The following is a 19,747-nucleotide window of genomic DNA, read 5'->3' on the forward strand; positions in this document are numbered from 1 at the left end:
GATATACAGTATGAATAAGACTCTCCTCCTTGTTTTTCTTCTATTGGCTTGTATTGAATCTGTTCTGGCTGACGATAAGCAGAAACAGGCAGACTTCCTGTCCGTCTTCGGCGATCAGGTGCTCTTCGAGCAGTCGATGAGAGAGAAAGTGCTTTCGGCAGAACATGGCAAACGCCATTACGTGGATCAGGACGGCGATGGCAAACCGGAAGAGGTATGGTTTATTGATACCGATCCCCGGCATAAACAGGATAAACGCCCCTTATTGGTAAAGGTAATTGACAGGGATAACGACCTCCGGATGGGTGAAGAGCCCGATAAGGACAGCGATCTCTGGATTGCCGATTGGAATGCCGATGGTAAGGTAGATGCTGTTATCAGTTACGAAGACGAAGATCAGGACAATGATGTCGACCAACAGGCACTGTTCTTTTACCATGCAAGATTCGGCTTTTGTGCCTGGTGGAATACCGATGACGGGGACGACAACCATCTGATGATGTATGATATCGACTATGTCTATTATCAGGTTCCTTGCCAGAACTACTCCCATTTCGGAGGGAACGACTCATTTACGTTATTCTATCTGGACAAAGGAACTTACTTCCCCTCTACCATGCGATGGATACCTTTCTGGGAAAATCCATTCTTGTTCTACGACGTCAATAACGACGGTGTATCGGAGGAAACTATCCGGATTGAAGGTGAAAACGAAACCGTTGCTTTCCTGCGATGGAGTTTTAATCTCCTACCGGATGCTGAAGATCCACGGAACTACGATGTAGGGATAACGGCTTGCGCCCCGGGATGGAGGCCCGAAAATCACTGGAATAGTGCATACAGCTTGCATTTAAGCGACGATGTCACCGAATCGTTTCTTATTGCCGGAATTCCTACTGGCAGGGTATTGAAACGTTCCACCGCGAAAGATTATTTAGCACCCATCACCTGGTCAAGGGTCTTATTCACTTGGGATGAAATCGATCTGAACGTGGCCTGGAAAAATATCAATGACACGATTCCTCGCTGGGAAGGAATCATTGCTGAGGGTTATAAGGATGACAATGTTTTTATGCCGCAAGTCGGGGGTCCCGCCTGTGGGCCGTTCAATAAACGGTATGAGTTGATTCTTCATCCCGATAAGCCCAATGAATATTATTACAACCCGGCAGAACAAAAGATACGTATAAAATACAGCGATCTGGCGTGGATAGATGTCGATTTCGATGGCGATCGCAAAAGGGACATGTACTATAAAGGGATCGATACCGATAACGACGGTATCGTAGATACAATAGAATTGGATGCCGATGGCGATGGTAAAACGGATGACAGTTGGTCTTTGGACATTTCCGGTGTCCATGATATCCAATGGGAATTCTTTAGCATGAATCAAGTATATGCTCCCATTATAACACAAGAGCCGGAAGCCAGATACAAGTTGGTACAATCACTTGTCTTGGCACTCGAATCGATACAGAAAGGGTTGGGAGATGATCCTGTTTTTCATTTGCTTCAAAACAGATTCGAGAAAGGCGGTATCTACGAAAAGTACACCCACCAGCTTATTCATAGCGATGAAAGCATTCTCTATTATCTGACACTCGTTCAGGACAGGCAAATCGCCAAACTGAAACAATCGGGTGCGGGAAATGACGTTTTTTGGCAGAAATTCAACGCTGCAAGAAGTTGTGGCAATACATCGGAGATGCTCAAGGCTCTCAATAAGGAATTCAAAATAAAGAGAAAATCCGACTATAAGCAATGGATCAATGAGTTACGTAAAATATGAAAAAAATAATATATCTGATAGTTAGTTGCTTCATATTGCAAGTTACGGTACAAGCACAACCTAAAAGAGTGATCCTGTTTGGAATAGACGGACTTCACTGGGAAGCTCCTCAGCGATTAAAAATGCCGGCATTCAATAGTTTAATAGAACAGGGAACCTACATACGAGAATCTTATGTAATTATACCCCATCACCCCACAGTGGGCGATTATAGTAAGTTCAACAGTTGTTCCTTCCCCAATCCGGTATTGCATCAAGGGACAATCTTCCTCTCACCCGATAATACAATGATTCAGGAGATATTCTCTCCTCAACAGCAAACAGCTTTTGTCGTAAACACTACTGCCTACAAGTCGGTGGGAAGAGGATTTTCTACACTCGTGATGGATGACACATTTTCTGATGCTGATGTAGTGGATTGCGCCATCAATATTTTAAAAACCCAAGCACCGGTATTTATGCGCATACATCTTCAAAGAGCAGGTCAAAGAGGCTACGATATTTCTCAAAGTACTCCCGACAAACCCTATTACAGGAATATCTTCGCCGACAATTCTCCCTATGTGGAGGCTATAGAAAATGCAGATATGCAATTAGGACGGTTTGTTTCTTTTCTTAAAGAATCTGGAATGTGGGATGAAACAGTTTTTATTGTAACTTCAGATCACGGACAGAGCCGTATCGGATGGCATCCACTGTTTGACGAGGATAGTTGGAAAACTCCGTTGGTATTTGTTGGGAACAGTATTGCCCAAGGAAGGGAATTGGGCTATTTCGAACATACTGATTTGGCTCCGACAATAGCCGGCCTGTTGGGAAAAGAATGGCCGCTACCCGCCGAACAGGCGGGCATCTTCGTTAGAGAGATACTGCAAGGAACCGATATTACCAGATATGTACCACACACTTATATCAAAACACTCAATCAGCAAATCAAAGAGTACAATTTGCTAAAAGCAAAATTTGTCCTATTATCCGAAACAGATGGTTATTTTGCAAATTTTGTTGCATTACTTGAAAATCAAACATTTATAGAGCCTTTCTACCACCAGGATCGGATCTTAAATTGGAAAGAAGCGGGCACTATAAGTCATCTGATCGAAGCAAATGAAAAAGTCCTGAATATTATGAGAAACAAAGTGCGCGAGTAGGAGAATAATAACCCTCCAATATGTAGCTCTCCATACAATGGTATCTTAAAAAGAGATGAACAGCGTAAGATTAACGCTCTTTGAGGATTTGTTTTCGCAAAAACAAACTTTTAGGTATTTTGATTTATTTTTCTTTGTAATATAATATAAAGTTATATTTTGTGATAATCCTTATTAGACATGAACTCGTTGAGTTATGACAGAAAAAAAGGAAAAGGTGGAAGGGTATTCGATAAAGCTATCAAATAATTAAAAAATGTAAATCTAAAACAAATGAAAGTAAAAAAAACGTTTAATTTGTTATTCATCATAATTTTTATGATGATCTTCAGTATGCTTTTTGCTGTTGGAAGTAATGCTTCTGAAAGCAAAGAGTTGAACATCCTCAAAGAGAATACAAAAATCAATGAAACGGTAATTGTGCGGGATGTAGCACAACAGCAAAGAGTGAAAATTTCCGGGCGTGTAGTTGATCAGGATGGATTCTCTATACCCGGTGCCACTATTGCAATAAAGGAACGACCGGGTGTCGGTACTATAACCGACATTGAAGGAAAGTATTCAATCGAATGTGGCGCCAATGAGACACTGGTCTATTCTTTTATTGGATATACCTCCAAAGAAGAAAAAGCGATAGAAGCGAATAATGTGACCATTGTGCTGGAGGAAGATACGATTGCGTTGGATGAGGTACAGGTGGTTGCTTTCGGGACACAAAAGAAAGAAAGCGTGATCAGTTCTATTTCCGCCGTCAGACCGGAAGAATTGAGAGTACCTTCCAGTAATATTACAACGGCATTCGCAGGTAGAATGTCAGGTGTAATTGCTTACCAACGTTCCGGTGAACCGGGGTTGGACAATGCCGAGTTCTTTATCCGCGGGATTACCACTTTCAGCGCAGGAGGGAAAAAAGATCCGCTGATATTGATTGACGGGATAGAAATGACCTCTACCGACTTGGCCCGGTTGAATGTGGACGATATCGCTTCGTTCTCGGTGATGAAAGACGCCAACGCCGCTGCCCTATACGGGGCACGTGGAGCAAATGGTGTTATTTTGGTTTCGACCAAAGAGGGGAAAGCCGACCAGATCTCGGTCAATGTGAGGGCCGAATTATCCTCTTCGGCCAATACCGATTTGGTGGGGCTGGCAGATCCCATTACCTATATGAGACTTCATAACGAAGCGGTAAGAACACGCGACGCGATGACAGAGTTACCCTATACCTCATCAAAGATAAGGGAAACCGAACTTGGCACCAATCCTCTCATGTATCCTTCCGTAGATTGGTATAATTACATGCTGAAAGACCGTACTTTCAACCAACGGATAAATATGAACATCAACGGGGGAGGAAAAGCGGTGCAATATTACCTGGCCGCCAACTACCAGCACGATACAGGAATCCTGAAAGAGAGCAAGGAGAATCTGTTCAGTAACAACATCAATATCAATCGGATACAGGTACGTTCCAATGTGACTATTAAGCTTACCCCTGCTACTACCGCGATTATACGCGCCTACGGGTCGTTCGACGACCAGACAGGTCCCAGACAAGGTATTGTAGACGGCAATACGGTATCGGGCGGGGTATATGCTTTCCACTTGGCGCGCAACGCCACACCGGTTAGATTCCTGCCCTATTATCCCAAAGATGAAGCGAACCAATTCACAAACCATATTCTCTTCGGGATGGGGAGCGAGTTGGGCTCTTTTACCAACCCGCTGGCAGTAATCACAAGCCGGTTCCGGGAAGCAAGCTCATCCATGATGTTGATACAAATGGAAGTCAATCACAGATTCTCCGGACGGTTAGACGGATTGTTTGCCAAAGGAGTTTTTAACGTGCAACGAAACGCTTCCTATTCTCTGGAGCGGGGATATAATCCGTTTTATTATCATCCGGCAACGACCTTAGACGGCTCCTATCAACTGATCGCATTAAATCCTGATACAGGGACAGAGTACCTGGATTTTACAGGCGGAAGCAGTAATGTGCTCTCCACCATCTATGGCGAGTTCCGGTTGGGATATAATAAAGTTTTTGACGACGTGCACGACCTCAACGCACTGTTGGTGGGTACGATACGGAACGAGACAGGGCTGACCAACGAAGCAGAGTCGCTGCTCTATGCTACCCTGCCACGAAGAAACCTTTCGTCTGCCGGCCGGTTGGCATACGGGTACGATTCCCGCTACTTCGCCGAATTCAACTTCGGCTACAACGGTACCGAGCGGTTTGCCAAGAAAAATAGGTTCGGCTTTTTCCCGTCGGCAGGGGTCGGCTGGATGATAAGCAACGAAGAGTTCATGGAAGGTATAAAGAATGTTATTTCAAACCTCAAACTGAAAGCTACCTACGGTTTGGTAGGTAACGACCAGATCGGGTCAAAATACGACCGTTTCTTCTACCTGTCCCAAATAAGTATGAACGGTGTAGGATACTGGTTTGGTAACAATAGGGATTATAGAACCGGGATCACTATCGGACGGTACGCCAACGACCAGATTACCTGGGAAATAGCAAAAAAAATGAACCTGGGGGTGGAAATCGGCCTGTTTGGTGACTTAACGATGCTGGTCGACTATTTTACGGAAACCCGCGAAAATATTTTGCAGAGCAGGACAGATATTCCCACCACGATGGGATTGCGCGCGGTACCGATGGCAAACGTGGGCATCGGGAAAGGCAAAGGGTTCGAAGTGGAATTGAAATACCAGAAGAACTTCAATAAAGACTTTTGGACCGTCGTGAACGGCAATTTTACTTATGCCACCAGCCGGTACAAGAAGCTTGAAGAACCTGATTACAGCGATGCACCGTGGAAATTATACGCCGGGTATAAAATCAACCAGCCGAGGGGATATATTGCCGAGCGGCTCTTTATCGATGAAGAAGATGTAAACAACTCTCCCAAGCAAAACTTGGGGGGTACCTATGGCGCGGGTGACATCAAATACAAAGACATCAATAACGACGGGGTAATTAATGCAGACGACATCGTCCCCATCGGATACCCCACCGTGCCCGAAATCATTTACGGTACCGGGCTCTCCATGGGATATAAGGGATTCGACTTATCCTGTTTCTTCCAAGGTTCTGCCCGCTCGTCGTTCATGATTAATTCCGCGAGTATCACGCCGTTCATAAATAACGGACAAAGAGGATTGCTGCAGTATATTGCCGACGACCACTGGTCTGAAACCAACCGGAATATCTACGCATTCTGGCCGCGTTTATCGGCATATCAGGTGCCGAACAACAATGTAAATAGTACACATTGGCTGCGAAACGGCGCATTTATCCGGTTGAAAACGGCGGAATTCGGATATACCCTGCCCCAAGACATGACGAAAAAATTTCATGTAAGCATGTTCCGTATCTATGTCAGCGGAACCAATCTTTTGCATTGGTCTGCTTTTAAAATGTGGGATCCTGAAATGGCGGGTAACGGTTTGGGCTACCCTGTTCAAAGAGTATTTAATTTGGGTATAAATATCAATTTCTAATCATGTTTAAAATGAAAAATATAATTATAAGAATAACAGCCTTTTTATTCCTGATGGGAATAGTTAGTTGCGACTATTTGGATGTGGTACCGGAAGATGCACCAAGTCTTGATCATGCTTTTTCGAACCGATCGGTAGCAGAAAAATTTTTGAGAACTTGTTATTCCCACCTGCCCGATATCACCGACCCGTTCTTTTATCCCGGGTGGTACACCAGTTTTGACGAACTTTTCCCAAGGGATTCCCGGTCGCTGAGATCAGTAGCAGCGTTGACTGCCCTCGGGCAGCAAAACACGAACAGTCCCTATCTCGATTTCTGGTCGGGAAACCAGGGCGGAAAGAGCCTGTACGTCGCCATACGCGATTGCAATATTTTCCTGAACAACATCCATATCCCCCGGGATATACAGGAGGAAGAACGTGCCCGGTGGATTGCGGAGGTAAAATTCCTGAAAGCCTATTACCACTTCTTTTTGATGCAGTTATACGGCCCCATTGTGCTCGCCGACAAGGAGATGCCTCTCTCGTCGAGCCCCGAGGAACTGCAGGCCTATCGCGAACCGATAGACGTCTGCGTGGATTATATCGTGAACCTGCTGGACGAAGCGGTCGAAGGCCTGCCATTGGTACTCCCCGACCCGTCATCCGAACTGGGACGCATTTCGCAAACTATCGCCTTGTCTGTGAAAGCAAAAGTATTGGTATGGGGAGCAAGCCCCCTGTTCAACGGAAATCCCGACTATAAAAACTGGGTGGACAACCGCGGAATACAATTGATACCCGACACGTACGATCCCGCAAAATGGGAGAGGGCGGCAACAGCCATCAAAAGTGCGATCGACGCCTGCCACGAAGGGGGATTGCAGCTCTATAAATTCAATAAATACGCCGGCGGACCGCAAACGTATAATATGAACGATACAGTAGTGCAACTGATGACTATCCGGAAAGCCATTACCGAGGATATCAGGCTGAATACGGGGGTAATCTGGGCGACCATGGAGATGCCTGCCAATGCAAAAGGGAATGCCACTGGGCTGGGATATGCTATTCTCGGTGATTTGCTGGGACGTCTCTTCCCATATATATATGCGGAAGACCAGCAGAGCTATGTACATTATCACGATGCGTCGTGGCAGATGGTGGAAGTGTTTTACAGCAACAACGGGGTGCCGATCAATGAAGACAAGGACTATAATTATGCCGGACGGTTCGGCGTGCGCCGTGCTACACCGGGAGACAAGCACGAATCCTATATCGCCACCGGAGAAACCACGGCAGAAATCCATTTTAACCGTGAGCCGCGATTCTATGCCGACCTCTCTTTCGACCGGGGATACTACGAGCTTGCCACTACCACAACCGACGGCGGTGCTTCGTTCTCTCCTTTCATGAGATGGCGGAGCGGGGAAGTGTTCTCTACCGGCAGTTACCTTCCCAAAAAGATCATCCCGTTTGAATCTTCGGCCAGCCAGGGTAACGCGGCATACCGCTATACCGCCCATCCTTACCACTTTCCGCTGATTCGCCTTGCCGACCTTTATCTGCTCTACAGCGAAGCTCTCAATGAAGTGAAGGAGCAGCCCGATGCAGAGGTTTATTATTGGATTGACCAGGTAAGGGAACATGCCGGCTTAAAGGGAGTGGAAGAATCGTGGGCAAGCGCATCCGTAAATCCCGATAAACCGTCAAATAAAGTAGGAATGAGAGATATTATCCGGCAAGAGCGGGTGATTGAACTGGCTTTTGAGGCGCAGCGTTGGTGGGATGTCCGCCGCTGGAAAACAGCCGACCAGTACTGGTCGCTTCCATACATGAGGTGGACAAATACGGCAAAAGATCCGGAAGATTTTTATGTGCTGCAACATATTCCCGCGTATGACCGTCAGGTAACTTTCAGGGATTATTTAAGCCCGTTGAGGATTTACGACCTGAGGATTAATCCCAACTTAGTGCAGACTTACGGCTGGCAATAACCACGATATATTTTTTTATTAAAAAACAATATAATAGGATGAAAAAATTTAGTTATATAATAGCAGTTTTGCTGGTGGGTTCTTTCTTCGCTTGCACCGACTATATTTCTACAGCGCCGGGAGAACCGGAGGGACCGTGGAATCCCGGCCCCCTCACAGCATATACAGTGACGCCTATCAATGGCGGGGCTACGATCACCTATACCATGCCCAACGATCCGGATATCATGTATGTGATGGCCGAATACGAGCGAAACGGAAAAATCTTTACCGAGAAATCTTCAGTGCATAAGAATTCGATTACAATCGAGGGGTTTCACAGGGTGGACAGGGTAAAAGCGACCCTCTATAAAGTAAACAAGTTCGAGCAGAGATCGGAACCGTTAGAGGTAGAGTTCGAACCGTTAGAATCGATTATCGATATCAGCATGGAATCATTGGATATGGTGCCGGGATTCGGGGGAATTGTCGCGGTATGGGAAAATCCGGTAGGCACTGAATTAGGAGTGCGCCTGATGACATTGGATGATTCTTTATTTCATGAGCTGGTAACCCGGGAGGTCTATTACTCGACAATGGTGCAAGAGACACATTCTTTCAGGGGATACGAAGCGAAAGAGACTACATTCGCCTTGTCGTTCGAAGATAAATGGGGCAATATTTCAGATACGATACAGCTCACTACCACACCGTTTTTCGAAACAATGGTGCCGAAACCGTATGTCGATTTCCGTAGTAGCATTCCATGGGATAACACTACGAATTTATCAGGCCGTACTACCAACACCTTGTGGGATAATATCGTGAACACCGCTTCGCATGGATGGTTGACGAATCCCGGTGGCAGTGGCTTGTCGATTACCATCGATATGAAACAGGTGGTTAAACTTAGCCGCATTATTCACCATTTTTATCATTTGAATTCTCCTTACGGACAGGTAAATATTACGGCAATGGAAATATGGGGGACCAACAAGATCGATTTCAGCCTACTACAGAACCGTCCCTACTGGCTCGATTCATTGAGCCTTGTCACCGGACATATCCTCGGCGAGGATCCCACGCAAGCACTTCCGGACAGGACCTTTAAAGATGATTGGCAATATTTAGGCTATCATGCAGCCCCCTATTACACTGTCGCATCTGATGTACAAACGCTGTCCGCTAACGGTGCAGAATACCAGATGCCACTTAATGCGGCTCCCGTACGGTATATCCGTATTTTTGTCCGTGAAATTGCCAGAAGCATGCGAGCAGATAATTATTTCTCCATGGGCGAGATATCTTTCTTTGGCGATAATACGGTCCCACAAGAATAACAAACGATTAACAAATGAAACAGATGATAAATAAACTGATTACGGCATTATTGAGCCTGCTCGCAGTCCTCGCGTGCATCATATCCTGTGACGATATGAATGAAATTCAGCGGGAATTTGCAGACCGGGAGGAGCAGGTCTATTTGGGCAAAGTGGACTCCATCAAGTCGATACCCGGTTTTGGTAAAGCCAAACTCACATGGTATCTCGGTTCCGACCCGAAAATTGAACAGACTATTATTTACTGGAACGAGCGGCAGGACTCTATCGTGAGAAATGTCACCCGAACCTCTTCCGACCTGCTGAGAGATTCGATTATTATTGAGAACCTGCCCGAAGGATCTACCCTTTTCGAGTTCCGGAACGTGAACAGCAATGGCCAAACTTCTCTATTCACTTCTGCCACGGCAACGGTATGGGGAGAAACTTTTGCCGACGGCTTACGGGTAAGGAGGCTGACCAAAATGGTATTCAATTACGAGCAGTCGAATTATGTACTGGCTTTGTCACCGGCCACAGCAGGCGACAGTGTGGTCTATTCCCAAATTATTTACACCGACAACCAGGGTGCAGAAAAAACGATAAAGATCGAGAGGGCGACCAACGAGGTGGAACTGGCCAATTTTGCCGACGGAGCGGAATTCCATTTCCGGAACGTCTTTTTCCTGCCACAGGGAATGGATACGGTGTATGGCCGTTATCAAGAACATAAAGCCCCGAAAGCGGTATTTGAAAACGGGAAGAAAATATCCTTCCCCGGAAACCCGAACAGCCGCTATTCCGAACATACCGCCACAAGCCTGTATGAATGGAATCTTCAGGGCGATCTGATCCTGTATCAACTGAACGCAGACGGATCGCTCACCCAAAGCGAATCCTATCCCGGATTGGTTCCAAGAGCCACCTACCGCGAGTTTTTCTTTTACGATGACGATAAATTTATAGGGGTGGGCACCAACAACCAGATATTTATGTTCCAAATAGAGAATTACGAGCTTACCTTTGTCAAATCGGGCGCCAATAACTATTTCGGAACAGGATTTACCTTTCCGGTATTTATACCGGCCAGGGGTTTCTTCTTTGTCATCTCGGCTGCCGGCGCCATGAATGCGTGGTATGTAAACAACAAAGCCGTCCTGGGAAATCCGACCAATACCGCGGTAGCTACCAATTTCCTGTACAATCCGGTCACGTTGTTCGATAGTAAATATATCGTAGCGGTGGATGCGGAAGGTTACCTGTGGAGTATTCCCATTTCCACGATAGGTATTCATCGGGGGTTGAATAAAATAGGTAGCGGCTGGGATAAATTTGTAAAACTGATCACGGTCGGCCAGAAATTGATTGCAGTGGATGCGAACGGAGAGTTTTATGAGTTCGATTTCAATGCAACCAACAACTACTGGGTGATAGAATAGACTACGGACAACTTCATTCTTTTGATCATGAATTGCCTGCCTGATAGTAAGTATAAAATCTTATTATCAGGCAGTTTATTCAAATTATACAACGAGCATATAAAACAGGGTAATATACGAGTTCTATATAATACCTCTAAAAATAAATTTTAATTGTAATGGAAAAGTTCCCTTCCACCTCCAGAAGAAAGTTTCTCACCATTGTTTCAAGAACCTCTCTTGCAACAATCCTGCCCTATCCCATTCTATCAAATAGTATTTATTCCGACTCCGAAATCCCATCCGAAAATAAAAAAATATTGCCCGGTTACAACTGGCAGGTGGGAGTAAGCAGAAAAGGAATCACACCTAGGACCAAAGTATGGTTGGCCGGATATGATCATAAGCGGGTACCGTATGGAAAAATTCACGACTTATATGTTAAGGTATTGGCTTTAAAGGATACGAATGATAAAATAGTGGTGCTGGCCACTACAGACAATCAAGGTATGTCGAAAACAGTATATGAAAACATATATCAGAAAATCAATCAACGCTTTGGCATCGAGCGTAAAGACTTTATGCTGACCTTTTCTCATAATCATTCCGGTCCCCGGCTAACAGATGATCTGACGGATTATTATCCAGTGGAAAAGGAGCAGGAAAGATTAGTGGATGAGTATTCTGATTGGATGGGAGATCAGGTAATAGAAGCGGTGGGTGAGGCACTGGAAAACTGGCAACCAGCCCAACTTTTTAAAGGAGAAGGAAAATGTACGTTTGCTGTAAATCGAAGGGAGAATAAAGAATCAGAGGTCGTAGAGATGTTGAAGTCCGGAAAGGAATTGAAAGGCCCTGTCGATCATTCTGTGCCTGTATTGGCTATAAAAGGAGAGAGTGGAAACTTAATCAGCGCCTTGTTTGGCTATGCCTGCCACGCTACAACAATTTCTTTTAATGCCTGGAGTGGCGATTATCCCGGGTTTGCTCAAATAAACCTTGAAAAGAATAACCCGGGTATGGCTGCTTTATTTTTCAATGGGTGCGGAGCGGATCAAAATCCATTGCCGAGAAGAAAATTGGAGTTATGTGAAAAATATGGGAAAATGCTTTCTGATGCTGTAGAGGAAGTTTTAGCGGGTCCCATGGACCCAATTTCTTCGGGTATAAAGACCGCTTTTGACTATGTACCCCTCGAATACGAGGAAATGGTTACCAGAGAAAAATTATTGCCTATCGCCGAAGGGAATAGTAGATTGCATGCCCGATGGGCTAAAAGGATGCTGGAAAAAATAGATAACGGTATTGAATTAGAAAAATCCTACCCCTATCCGGTTCAAGCCTGGAAATTAGGAAATGAATTACTTTTTATCGGAACAGGAGGAGAAGCTGTAGTGGATTATTCTTTGCGGTTTAAAAAAGAATATGATCGCCATACTACCTGGATATGTGGATATGCGAATGAAATGGCCGCCTATATTCCTTCCCGCCGGGTATGGGAAGAAGGAGGTTATGAAGGCGGATCACATCTGGATGAATATGGTCGACCGGCTTGGAGATGGGCAGGGGATGTGGAAGAACGAATTGGAAAAGCTGTACGGAAGGCCGTGTCTGAATTGGAATAACTTGTAGAAGGATAATTAATCAACTATCAGAAAGATGATGGATCGTTTGACCCCAAGCTGATGAACAATTTTAAAAATTATGCACAAAATTAAAAATATATTCCTTATTTCTCCGATAATCATTGTGAGCGTTATTTGTTTTTCATGCCATTTCCAATCCACAAATAAGACTACTGTAGACCAGGGATTGGTAGGCTATTGGAAATTATCCGAAGATATACTGGATCATTCCGGAAATAACCTCCTTACTAAAGAGCAAAGTGTATATGGTGTAAACGATAAAGATCATGTGGGTGGTTTTAAAGGGGGTAAATCATGGCTTGAAGTTCCTATCTCACCGGAAATACAGTTGGCAGACAAGGATTTTAGTATTGCCGTATGGGTAAATGCTTCAGATACAGAAAATGATATTACAGGAGATATTCTCAGTAGATATGATTTAAGTGAACGAAAAGGGTTTCATCTTAGTGTAAAAACCAATCCTTCTCCCACCGGAGTAGGTAACTTCAGGCAATTGAGCTTCGGGATTGACGATAATATATCCACTCAATGGGAGGATTGTGGAAGGCCGGGGAATGCTTTACTGGCATTTGGTTTAACGGAATATAAAGGAACTCTGTTTGCCGGAACATGCGAGCCGGAGTTGGGAGATGCAGGACATGTCTACCGGTATGATTCTGCTCATCAGGATTGGATTGATTGCGGAACACCCGACCAGTCAAACACTGTTTTTGCCCTCACTGAATATGAAGGAAAACTCTACGCGGCCACCGGCAAATATAGGGTGGCAGGCTCTTCCTTGCCTGAATCTGAGAATGTTGCTTTAGGAGGAAGGGTTTTTCAATTTGAGGAACCGGATAAGTGGATCGATTGCGGAAAATTACCCGGAGTAGAAGCCATCGTTTCATTGGTTGTTTATAAAGGAGAATTGTACGCAAGCTCTTTATATTCACCTGGTTTTTTTAAATATAATAAAAATAACCAGTGGGAGGATTGTGGAACACCTGATGGCAAACGAATTGTGAGTTTTGGAATCTTCAACGGATATTTATTTGCTACAAGTTATGATGTGGGAAATGTCTACCGATATGATGGAAAAGACTGGATAGATTGCGGCAAGGTGGGGGAAAATACCCAAACCTACGGATTTGCAGTATATCAGGGACAGCTTTATGTTTCAACCTGGCCAAGCGGTAGAGTATTTGCCTATGAGGATATAAATAATTGGAAGGACGCCGGACGCCTTGGTGACGAATTGGAAGTAATGGGCTTGATAGTTCACAATGGGCAGTTGCTGGGAGGAACATTACCATTAGCTGAAACCTATTTATATGAAGGTGATACTATCTGGAAGAGAATGGATCAATTGGATAAAACGAAAAATGTGAAATACCGGCGAGCCTGGACGATGGTTGAACACCACGGAAAGGTGTATTGCAGTACTCTCCCTTCCGGGCATATTTATTCGTATGAAGCTGGGAAATCAGTGGCCTGGGATCAATCTTTCCCCGCCGGATGGCATCATATTGCAGCTTTAAAATCAGCCAATACCCTCAAACTGTATGTAGATGGACAATTAGTGAATAAAACTCAAATACCTGACTCATTAAGATTTAATATGGATTCCACTGCACCTATGAGGATTGGTTTTGGTCAGTACGATATTTTTAATGGTCAGATAAATGAAGTGCGTTTATATAACAGGGTTTTGAAAGAAAAAGAGATTAAATCATTAGCAAAAATAAAAATACCTTGGAATATTCAAAAATAAACTATTAAATGCATCTAGATCTTTCAAATGAACACTCTGTTTTTGTATTTAAAGATAAAATATGGATTGCTGGAGAAATGGTTCCACCGCTTAGTAATGGTGTCTGGTCTTTAAACCTTCCTCGAAATTGGTAGTGTAAAATCAAAGTTGTTTCAGATATAGGTATTTGATAAAAAAATGAAAAGTTTTCTCCCTAAGACAACGTCTTTTGAGGGCAATATTTCGCAAATAACCTCAGAAGATAGCAGTAATTATATATATTTGTAAGTTAGTCAATTAGGAACATGTTTAATAAAAAATTATTAGACAACTTAGCTAAGTTATGCAATTACGGACACTTCCTGTTTTTCTCATTATTTTCCTCTTTCCCAGGGTCATGCTTCTGTCGCAATCTCTGGGGCAAGATATAATTTCTCCGTTCAGGAAAGCGCCGGAAAGGGATATTAAATATCCGTCAAAGGATAAGCGAATGATCTACCCCGATACACTTGTCTTATTGGCAAAAGATAACATTAGCCGGTACACATCGGCAAAATCCCTTCAAAAAACAATCTTGAAGAGAGCTGATTATTGGCTTGAATTCACTGGTGAAGAATTGTCTCACTTGATTACGGAAGCATCCGTCCCCCGTGCATTCGACCTTAGCACAGTAGGGTGTCCCGTTCATGGGGATTCAGTGTTTAAAGCCAGAGGAGCATACCCTTGGATTATAGATCCCAAACACCCTTTCCATGTGAAATGCCCCATAGACGGAGAGGTATTCCCGAGCAATGACTACGCGGCATATTACAGCAGTGGATTCACCGAGAAAAAAGGATGGGATACACAATATGTGGATGATGGTTGGGGATGGCTCTCTCCACAAGGTGACCGCTACTGGTTCGTCGCATACGCCAATCAGGAAATGTGGCGTTCCTATATCAGCCCCGGACTGCTGGTATTGGGACAGGCTTATCTTCTGACCGGAGACAAGCAATATGCCTCACAAGCCATCGACATGCTATACCGTATCGCTTCGGTATACCCGTCGATGGACCACGAAAACCAATCACGCTATGGCATGCTCATGAAACAACGGAATACACGTTATCCGGGTAAAATTCTTAACCGGATATGGGAAACCAATATGATTAAAAATTTTGCTGAAGTGTATGATATGGTATGGGTGCAAATTGATAGGGAAATGGAATTACAACAACGTACGGGAAAGACGGGAGAAGAGATTCGGGCATTTATCGAGGCTAATCTGCTGGAGGAAGGGTTGGATGCGATTCAACAGGAAAAGATATTGGGAAATTTCGGAATGCACCAGAATGCCCTCGTAGCACTGCATCTATCCCGTCAACATGCAGGGCGGGACAAGGCAATGGACAGGATGCTCAATGAACCCTCCCCCCGCGTGGCTACAAACGGCTTACGATATGCCCTGTATAACCAGATAGGAAGGGACGGAATCCCTTTCGAATCACCGGGCTACAATAATATATGGGTAGTAAGTCTGACTGATATAGCGGAAACACTCCTCAAAGACAATATAAACCTTTTTTCTGAATTCAGGTTAAAGAAAATGCTGGACGCTCCACTGGATATGGTGGCAATCGGCCTATACACACCGGACTGCGGAGACGGAGGTTCTGTTTTGGGAGGAATTACAGGAAAAAATAACGATACCTATCATATAGCATATAACTACTATAAAGATGCCCGTTACCTCAACTGGTTGAAATTGCCGGAAGGAACAATTTTTTCTTCTTTCAGAGCACTGTTCCGGGAGCCACTCCCTTCTGTCCCGGACACTGTGAAAACAGATAGGGTGCTCCCGCCTCAATCGTCACGACTTTTTGCAGGATACGGATTAGGGATATTAAACAACAGAGCAGACAACACAGCCGTCTCTTTCACCTACGGCATGCACTATTCTCATTATCACTGGGATTTCCTGAATATTGAGATTTTTGCCAACGGACAGAAGATGATGCCCGATTTGGGATATCCTGATGCAATGAACAATTATGTACAGGGGATTTACACCTGGTCGCAAAATACAATCTCCCACAACACCGTGGTTGTGGATGAAAAACGGCAGGAGAGAAATCTCCCCGGAGTATTGCATGGTTTTGTGGACGGCACTTTTGCCAGAGCAATGGACGCCTCTTCCTCCGCTTATTTGAAAACAAAAGTATACCGAAGGAATATCGTGATGATCGATACTGAAGATTCACAAAGCTATTTCGTAGATTTCTTTCATGTAGAGGGAGGCAACCGACATGATTACTCCCTACATGGTCCTCCCGGTCAGATTTATTCACCGGGCAGTACATGGAGTGATACTCTAACCGGCTCTTTTGCAGGGACTGACATCAAACCAGGGACAATATATGATAATAAAAATCTTCAAGAACAAGGAGACAAGATCGGTTACGCAGGATACCGGGGATCCGGGTTCCAGCATCTATTCAACGTACAACGGCTTGAAAGCGGAAATGGGATGTTAGAATACCGTCATCTGTATGATGAAGATGCACGCCTCCGCATCCAATTGTTGTCGGACGACGTCCAGGAGGTTTCAATCGCTGATGCCTATAATAAACCCCGGTCAAAGGAACATCTCTTAAAGTACTTGATTGCAACTCGGAAATCGGAAAAGGGAGACTCACTGCACAGTATATTTGTGAGTATTCTGGAACCATACAAAGGAGATCGCCCCTTCATCCGGAGTGCTCAGCTCACCAAACCGGAACAAGGAAACGGACAAGTGGTGGTGGTGGATCGGGGTACCCTGAGAGATGTCATCATCCATGACCCTGTAGAATCAGCAAAAGTATTATCCGGTTTTGACATCCAAACGGATGCAGCTACAATGGTGGCTACTTTTAAACAAGGTGAATTAGTGCGCGTTTTTTATAGCGGCGGATCTTATTTTTATTCCGGGAAGAAAAAGTTTTTCGCGAAAGAAGTCAGAGGAAAAGTAGTAAAAGTCGATGCATCAAACCGGGTATTTCAAGTGAAGCCAAATAAAAAAATGAAATATCCTTTCAAAACTTTCTCGGGATATGTCGCTTTCTTTACCAATCCTTACAGAACCACCGTCCATCCACTGCAGAATGTGAAAATGAATAATGGGATATTGGAAATAACAACGTGGGATGATTTACTGGTGGGACGCTTACGCGTTGATAACCTTGAAAAGAACAGGTTGACAACAAAAACGACATTCACTTTTGCTCCATATTACATGGGAACAACCCTTCTTGATAAAAACCTGAGCCAGATCGGCCTTTTGACTTCGCTGGAAAATGGTGGCACATTAGTGATGGAAGAGAGTTCTTCCCTTACTTCATTAGAGGTAGGTGATGAAGCCTGGTTATCGAATATCGGTGTGGGCGATGAATTTCTGATTAGATCTTCATTTGAGTGGGAAAAATAAAATTCATTTATATTAATTATTATCAGTATGTTTGCAAAGACTATTAAGGCAATGAAGAAAAGGTTACGCTACCAAAGAATAAGCTTTTCTATGATTATTCAAATCATAATGGTGACGGTTCTTCTTCCGGGATGTAACGAAATCTCGCACAAAACGTCTGTCGGGCCTCAATTCCATATCCGTGCCCTTTGGGTAGATCCACCGGGATTCAAAGATCGTGAAACGGTAGACAAGCTGATTGAAAAGTGCAGCCGGGCTGGCATCAATATGCTTATACCCGATATTATGCTGCGGAATGAGGTATGGTTCAAATCTGAGAACTTTATCGGCAAGGTAAATGCCGACGAAAAGTATGATCCACTCGCCTATTTGATTGAGAAAGCACATGCTGCCGACATAAAGGTACAACCCTGGAGCTGCACCTATTATTCGGAACCCAAGCATCCCGACTGGATAAGCAAACCATTTGTGGACAACAACTACGATCATGTATTCTTGTCGGCAGCACACCCGGATGTAAACCCATACCTGTTGTCGGTACTGGAAGAATTGCTGGAATATGATATTGACGGTATTCATCTCGATTATTCCCGCTACTGGAATGCAGCCTTCGATTATTCCGAAGCAGCGGTCAACCGTTTTAAAGCCTCTTACAATTTTGATCCCAGAGATTTTTTCGATCATCCCGAACGGATTGTTCCACCGGATCAGGATCATTATCCGGTCAGAATGTTATGCCCTGATGCAAGTACTCCTTACGTGGCCACTTTAGGTACCCTCGAACGCAACCTGAACCGTACGGGTATCGGTTATGCCTATATTTCTGAAAAAACGGCCAATATTGATGCATTAAGAGCTCCGGGATTGCTTATCATTTCCTATTACAATCATATACCGGCTGAAATGGCCAAGGCATTGGACAAGTATGTAAAACGGGGTGGCGACATCATCTGGCTCTCACCGGACAACAGTCTATTTGAAAAAGAGTTGCTCCGTAAGTTGACCGGGTTAAAAGGTGTTGAAGGCTTCAAGGCTGAACGGATTAAACTGCAGGTTTCTGATGAACTATTCGGGAGAGCAGTCGATACACTTCAGGTTAGAATCACGGGAAGCTCCCTGATTCCTGAAAACGCGGACATCATTGCCCGTTTGGATTCGGATGAACCCGTGGTGACCGTGAACCGGAAAGAAAAGGGGAAAGTATCGGTTATCGGCTTCCAACTAATGAGCAGCGATTCCCCACAGGTAATGGATTATTTCAGGGATGCCATTACCGGTCTCCGGAAAGAGGCAGGAATAACCGGTCCCGACCCGATGGGTGAGAAACGTAAACAATGGATTGACTGGAGGGCTATCCATATCAAGGAACTTTTCCGTGAGGTAACTAAGATGGTAAAGAAGAAAGATCCGAATCTGCCCGTCACATCCGCCTCCGGAGTGGGACCACAACAATACAATGGTATTTATCGCGACAGTAGGGAGCTCCTGAGCGAAAATATAGTGGACTATATTTTCCCGATGAATTATACCGATAGGGTGGATATATTAAAGGATATTCTCGATGAGCAGGTACTTTATACCCCCGAAGGTATGTCGGAAAGAATATATCCGGGAATAGAACTTTACACAAAGACGAATCCCGCTCTTCCATTGGATACCGCGGTTGTCAACAAACAACTTGAGATGGTAAAACAATACGGCTATCGGGGATTTTGCCTGTTTGCCTATTCCTATTTCTCGGATGAAATGGTAGAAGTGATCCAACGATACAGCCACTGA

General features: G+C 44.4%; 10 protein-coding genes. All 10 read left to right on the plus strand.

Annotation, left to right across the window (positions count from 1 at the left end; all coding sequences use genetic code 11):
* Positions 1–10 precede the first annotated feature (10 nt).
* The 10 genes from VB073_RS06080 (at position 11) to VB073_RS06125 (ending at position 19,747) form a co-directional block, all read left to right on the plus strand.
* Positions 11–1,792, plus strand: a complete 1,782-nt coding sequence (locus tag VB073_RS06080) for a hypothetical protein (RefSeq protein ID WP_323403258.1) — start codon at positions 11–13, stop codon at positions 1,790–1,792.
* Positions 1,789–2,943: a sulfatase-like hydrolase/transferase gene (locus VB073_RS06085; RefSeq protein ID WP_323403259.1), complete on the plus strand. Its 1,155-nt coding sequence runs from the start codon at positions 1,789–1,791 to the stop codon at positions 2,941–2,943. The genes VB073_RS06080 and VB073_RS06085 overlap by 4 nt, the downstream gene beginning before the upstream one ends.
* A 273-nt stretch (positions 2,944–3,216) precedes the next feature.
* Positions 3,217–6,453, plus strand: a complete 3,237-nt coding sequence (locus tag VB073_RS06090; protein WP_323403260.1) for a TonB-dependent receptor — start codon at positions 3,217–3,219, stop codon at positions 6,451–6,453.
* A gap of 11 nt (positions 6,454–6,464) precedes the next feature.
* Positions 6,465–8,429 (plus strand): RagB/SusD family nutrient uptake outer membrane protein, encoded by a 1,965-nt coding sequence (locus tag VB073_RS06095; RefSeq protein WP_323403261.1) that lies wholly within the window; start codon positions 6,465–6,467, stop codon positions 8,427–8,429.
* Between the two features lie 38 nt (positions 8,430–8,467).
* On the plus strand, positions 8,468–9,748 hold the full coding sequence (locus tag VB073_RS06100) for a DUF4959 domain-containing protein (protein ID WP_323403262.1): 1,281 nt from the start codon (positions 8,468–8,470) through the stop codon (positions 9,746–9,748).
* Positions 9,749–9,762: 14 nt separating this feature from the next.
* Positions 9,763–11,166 carry a DUF4998 domain-containing protein gene (locus VB073_RS06105; protein ID WP_323403263.1) on the plus strand — a complete coding sequence of 468 codons (1,404 nt, stop codon included), beginning with the start codon at positions 9,763–9,765 and terminating at the stop codon, positions 11,164–11,166.
* Between the two features lie 158 nt (positions 11,167–11,324).
* Complete coding sequence (locus VB073_RS06110) at positions 11,325–12,770, plus strand: neutral/alkaline non-lysosomal ceramidase N-terminal domain-containing protein (RefSeq protein ID WP_323403264.1); 1,446 nt, start codon at positions 11,325–11,327, stop codon at positions 12,768–12,770.
* A gap of 79 nt (positions 12,771–12,849) precedes the next feature.
* A complete protein-coding gene (locus tag VB073_RS06115; RefSeq protein ID WP_323403265.1) occupies positions 12,850–14,541 on the plus strand; it encodes a LamG domain-containing protein in 1,692 nt (563 codons plus the stop codon).
* 322 nt (positions 14,542–14,863) lie between these two features.
* Complete coding sequence (locus VB073_RS06120) at positions 14,864–17,968, plus strand: heparinase II/III domain-containing protein (RefSeq protein WP_323403266.1); 3,105 nt, start codon at positions 14,864–14,866, stop codon at positions 17,966–17,968.
* Positions 17,969–18,058: 90 nt separating this feature from the next.
* Positions 18,059–19,747: a family 10 glycosylhydrolase gene (locus VB073_RS06125; protein WP_323403267.1), complete on the plus strand. Its 1,689-nt coding sequence runs from the start codon at positions 18,059–18,061 to the stop codon at positions 19,745–19,747.

Origin of the sequence: Proteiniphilum sp. (assembly GCF_034927365.1) — a bacterium.
Taxonomy (GTDB): Bacteria; Bacteroidota; Bacteroidia; order Bacteroidales; family Dysgonomonadaceae; genus Proteiniphilum.

Bases quoted from the DNA above. Each gene is read 5' to 3' on its own strand.
- VB073_RS06080 (WP_323403258.1), top strand. From the start codon at position 11: ATGAATAAGACTCTCCTCCTTGTTTTTCTTCTATTGGCTTGTATTGAA.
- VB073_RS06085 (WP_323403259.1), top strand. From the start codon at position 1,789: ATGAAAAAAATAATATATCTGATAGTTAGTTGCTTCATATTGCAAGTT.
- VB073_RS06090 (WP_323403260.1), top strand. From the start codon at position 3,217: ATGAAAGTAAAAAAAACGTTTAATTTGTTATTCATCATAATTTTTATG.
- VB073_RS06095 (WP_323403261.1), top strand. From the start codon at position 6,465: ATGAAAAATATAATTATAAGAATAACAGCCTTTTTATTCCTGATGGGA.
- VB073_RS06100 (WP_323403262.1), top strand. From the start codon at position 8,468: ATGAAAAAATTTAGTTATATAATAGCAGTTTTGCTGGTGGGTTCTTTC.
- VB073_RS06105 (WP_323403263.1), top strand. From the start codon at position 9,763: ATGAAACAGATGATAAATAAACTGATTACGGCATTATTGAGCCTGCTC.
- VB073_RS06110 (WP_323403264.1), top strand. From the start codon at position 11,325: ATGGAAAAGTTCCCTTCCACCTCCAGAAGAAAGTTTCTCACCATTGTT.
- VB073_RS06115 (WP_323403265.1), top strand. From the start codon at position 12,850: ATGCACAAAATTAAAAATATATTCCTTATTTCTCCGATAATCATTGTG.
- VB073_RS06120 (WP_323403266.1), top strand. From the start codon at position 14,864: ATGCAATTACGGACACTTCCTGTTTTTCTCATTATTTTCCTCTTTCCC.
- VB073_RS06125 (WP_323403267.1), top strand. From the start codon at position 18,059: ATGATTATTCAAATCATAATGGTGACGGTTCTTCTTCCGGGATGTAAC.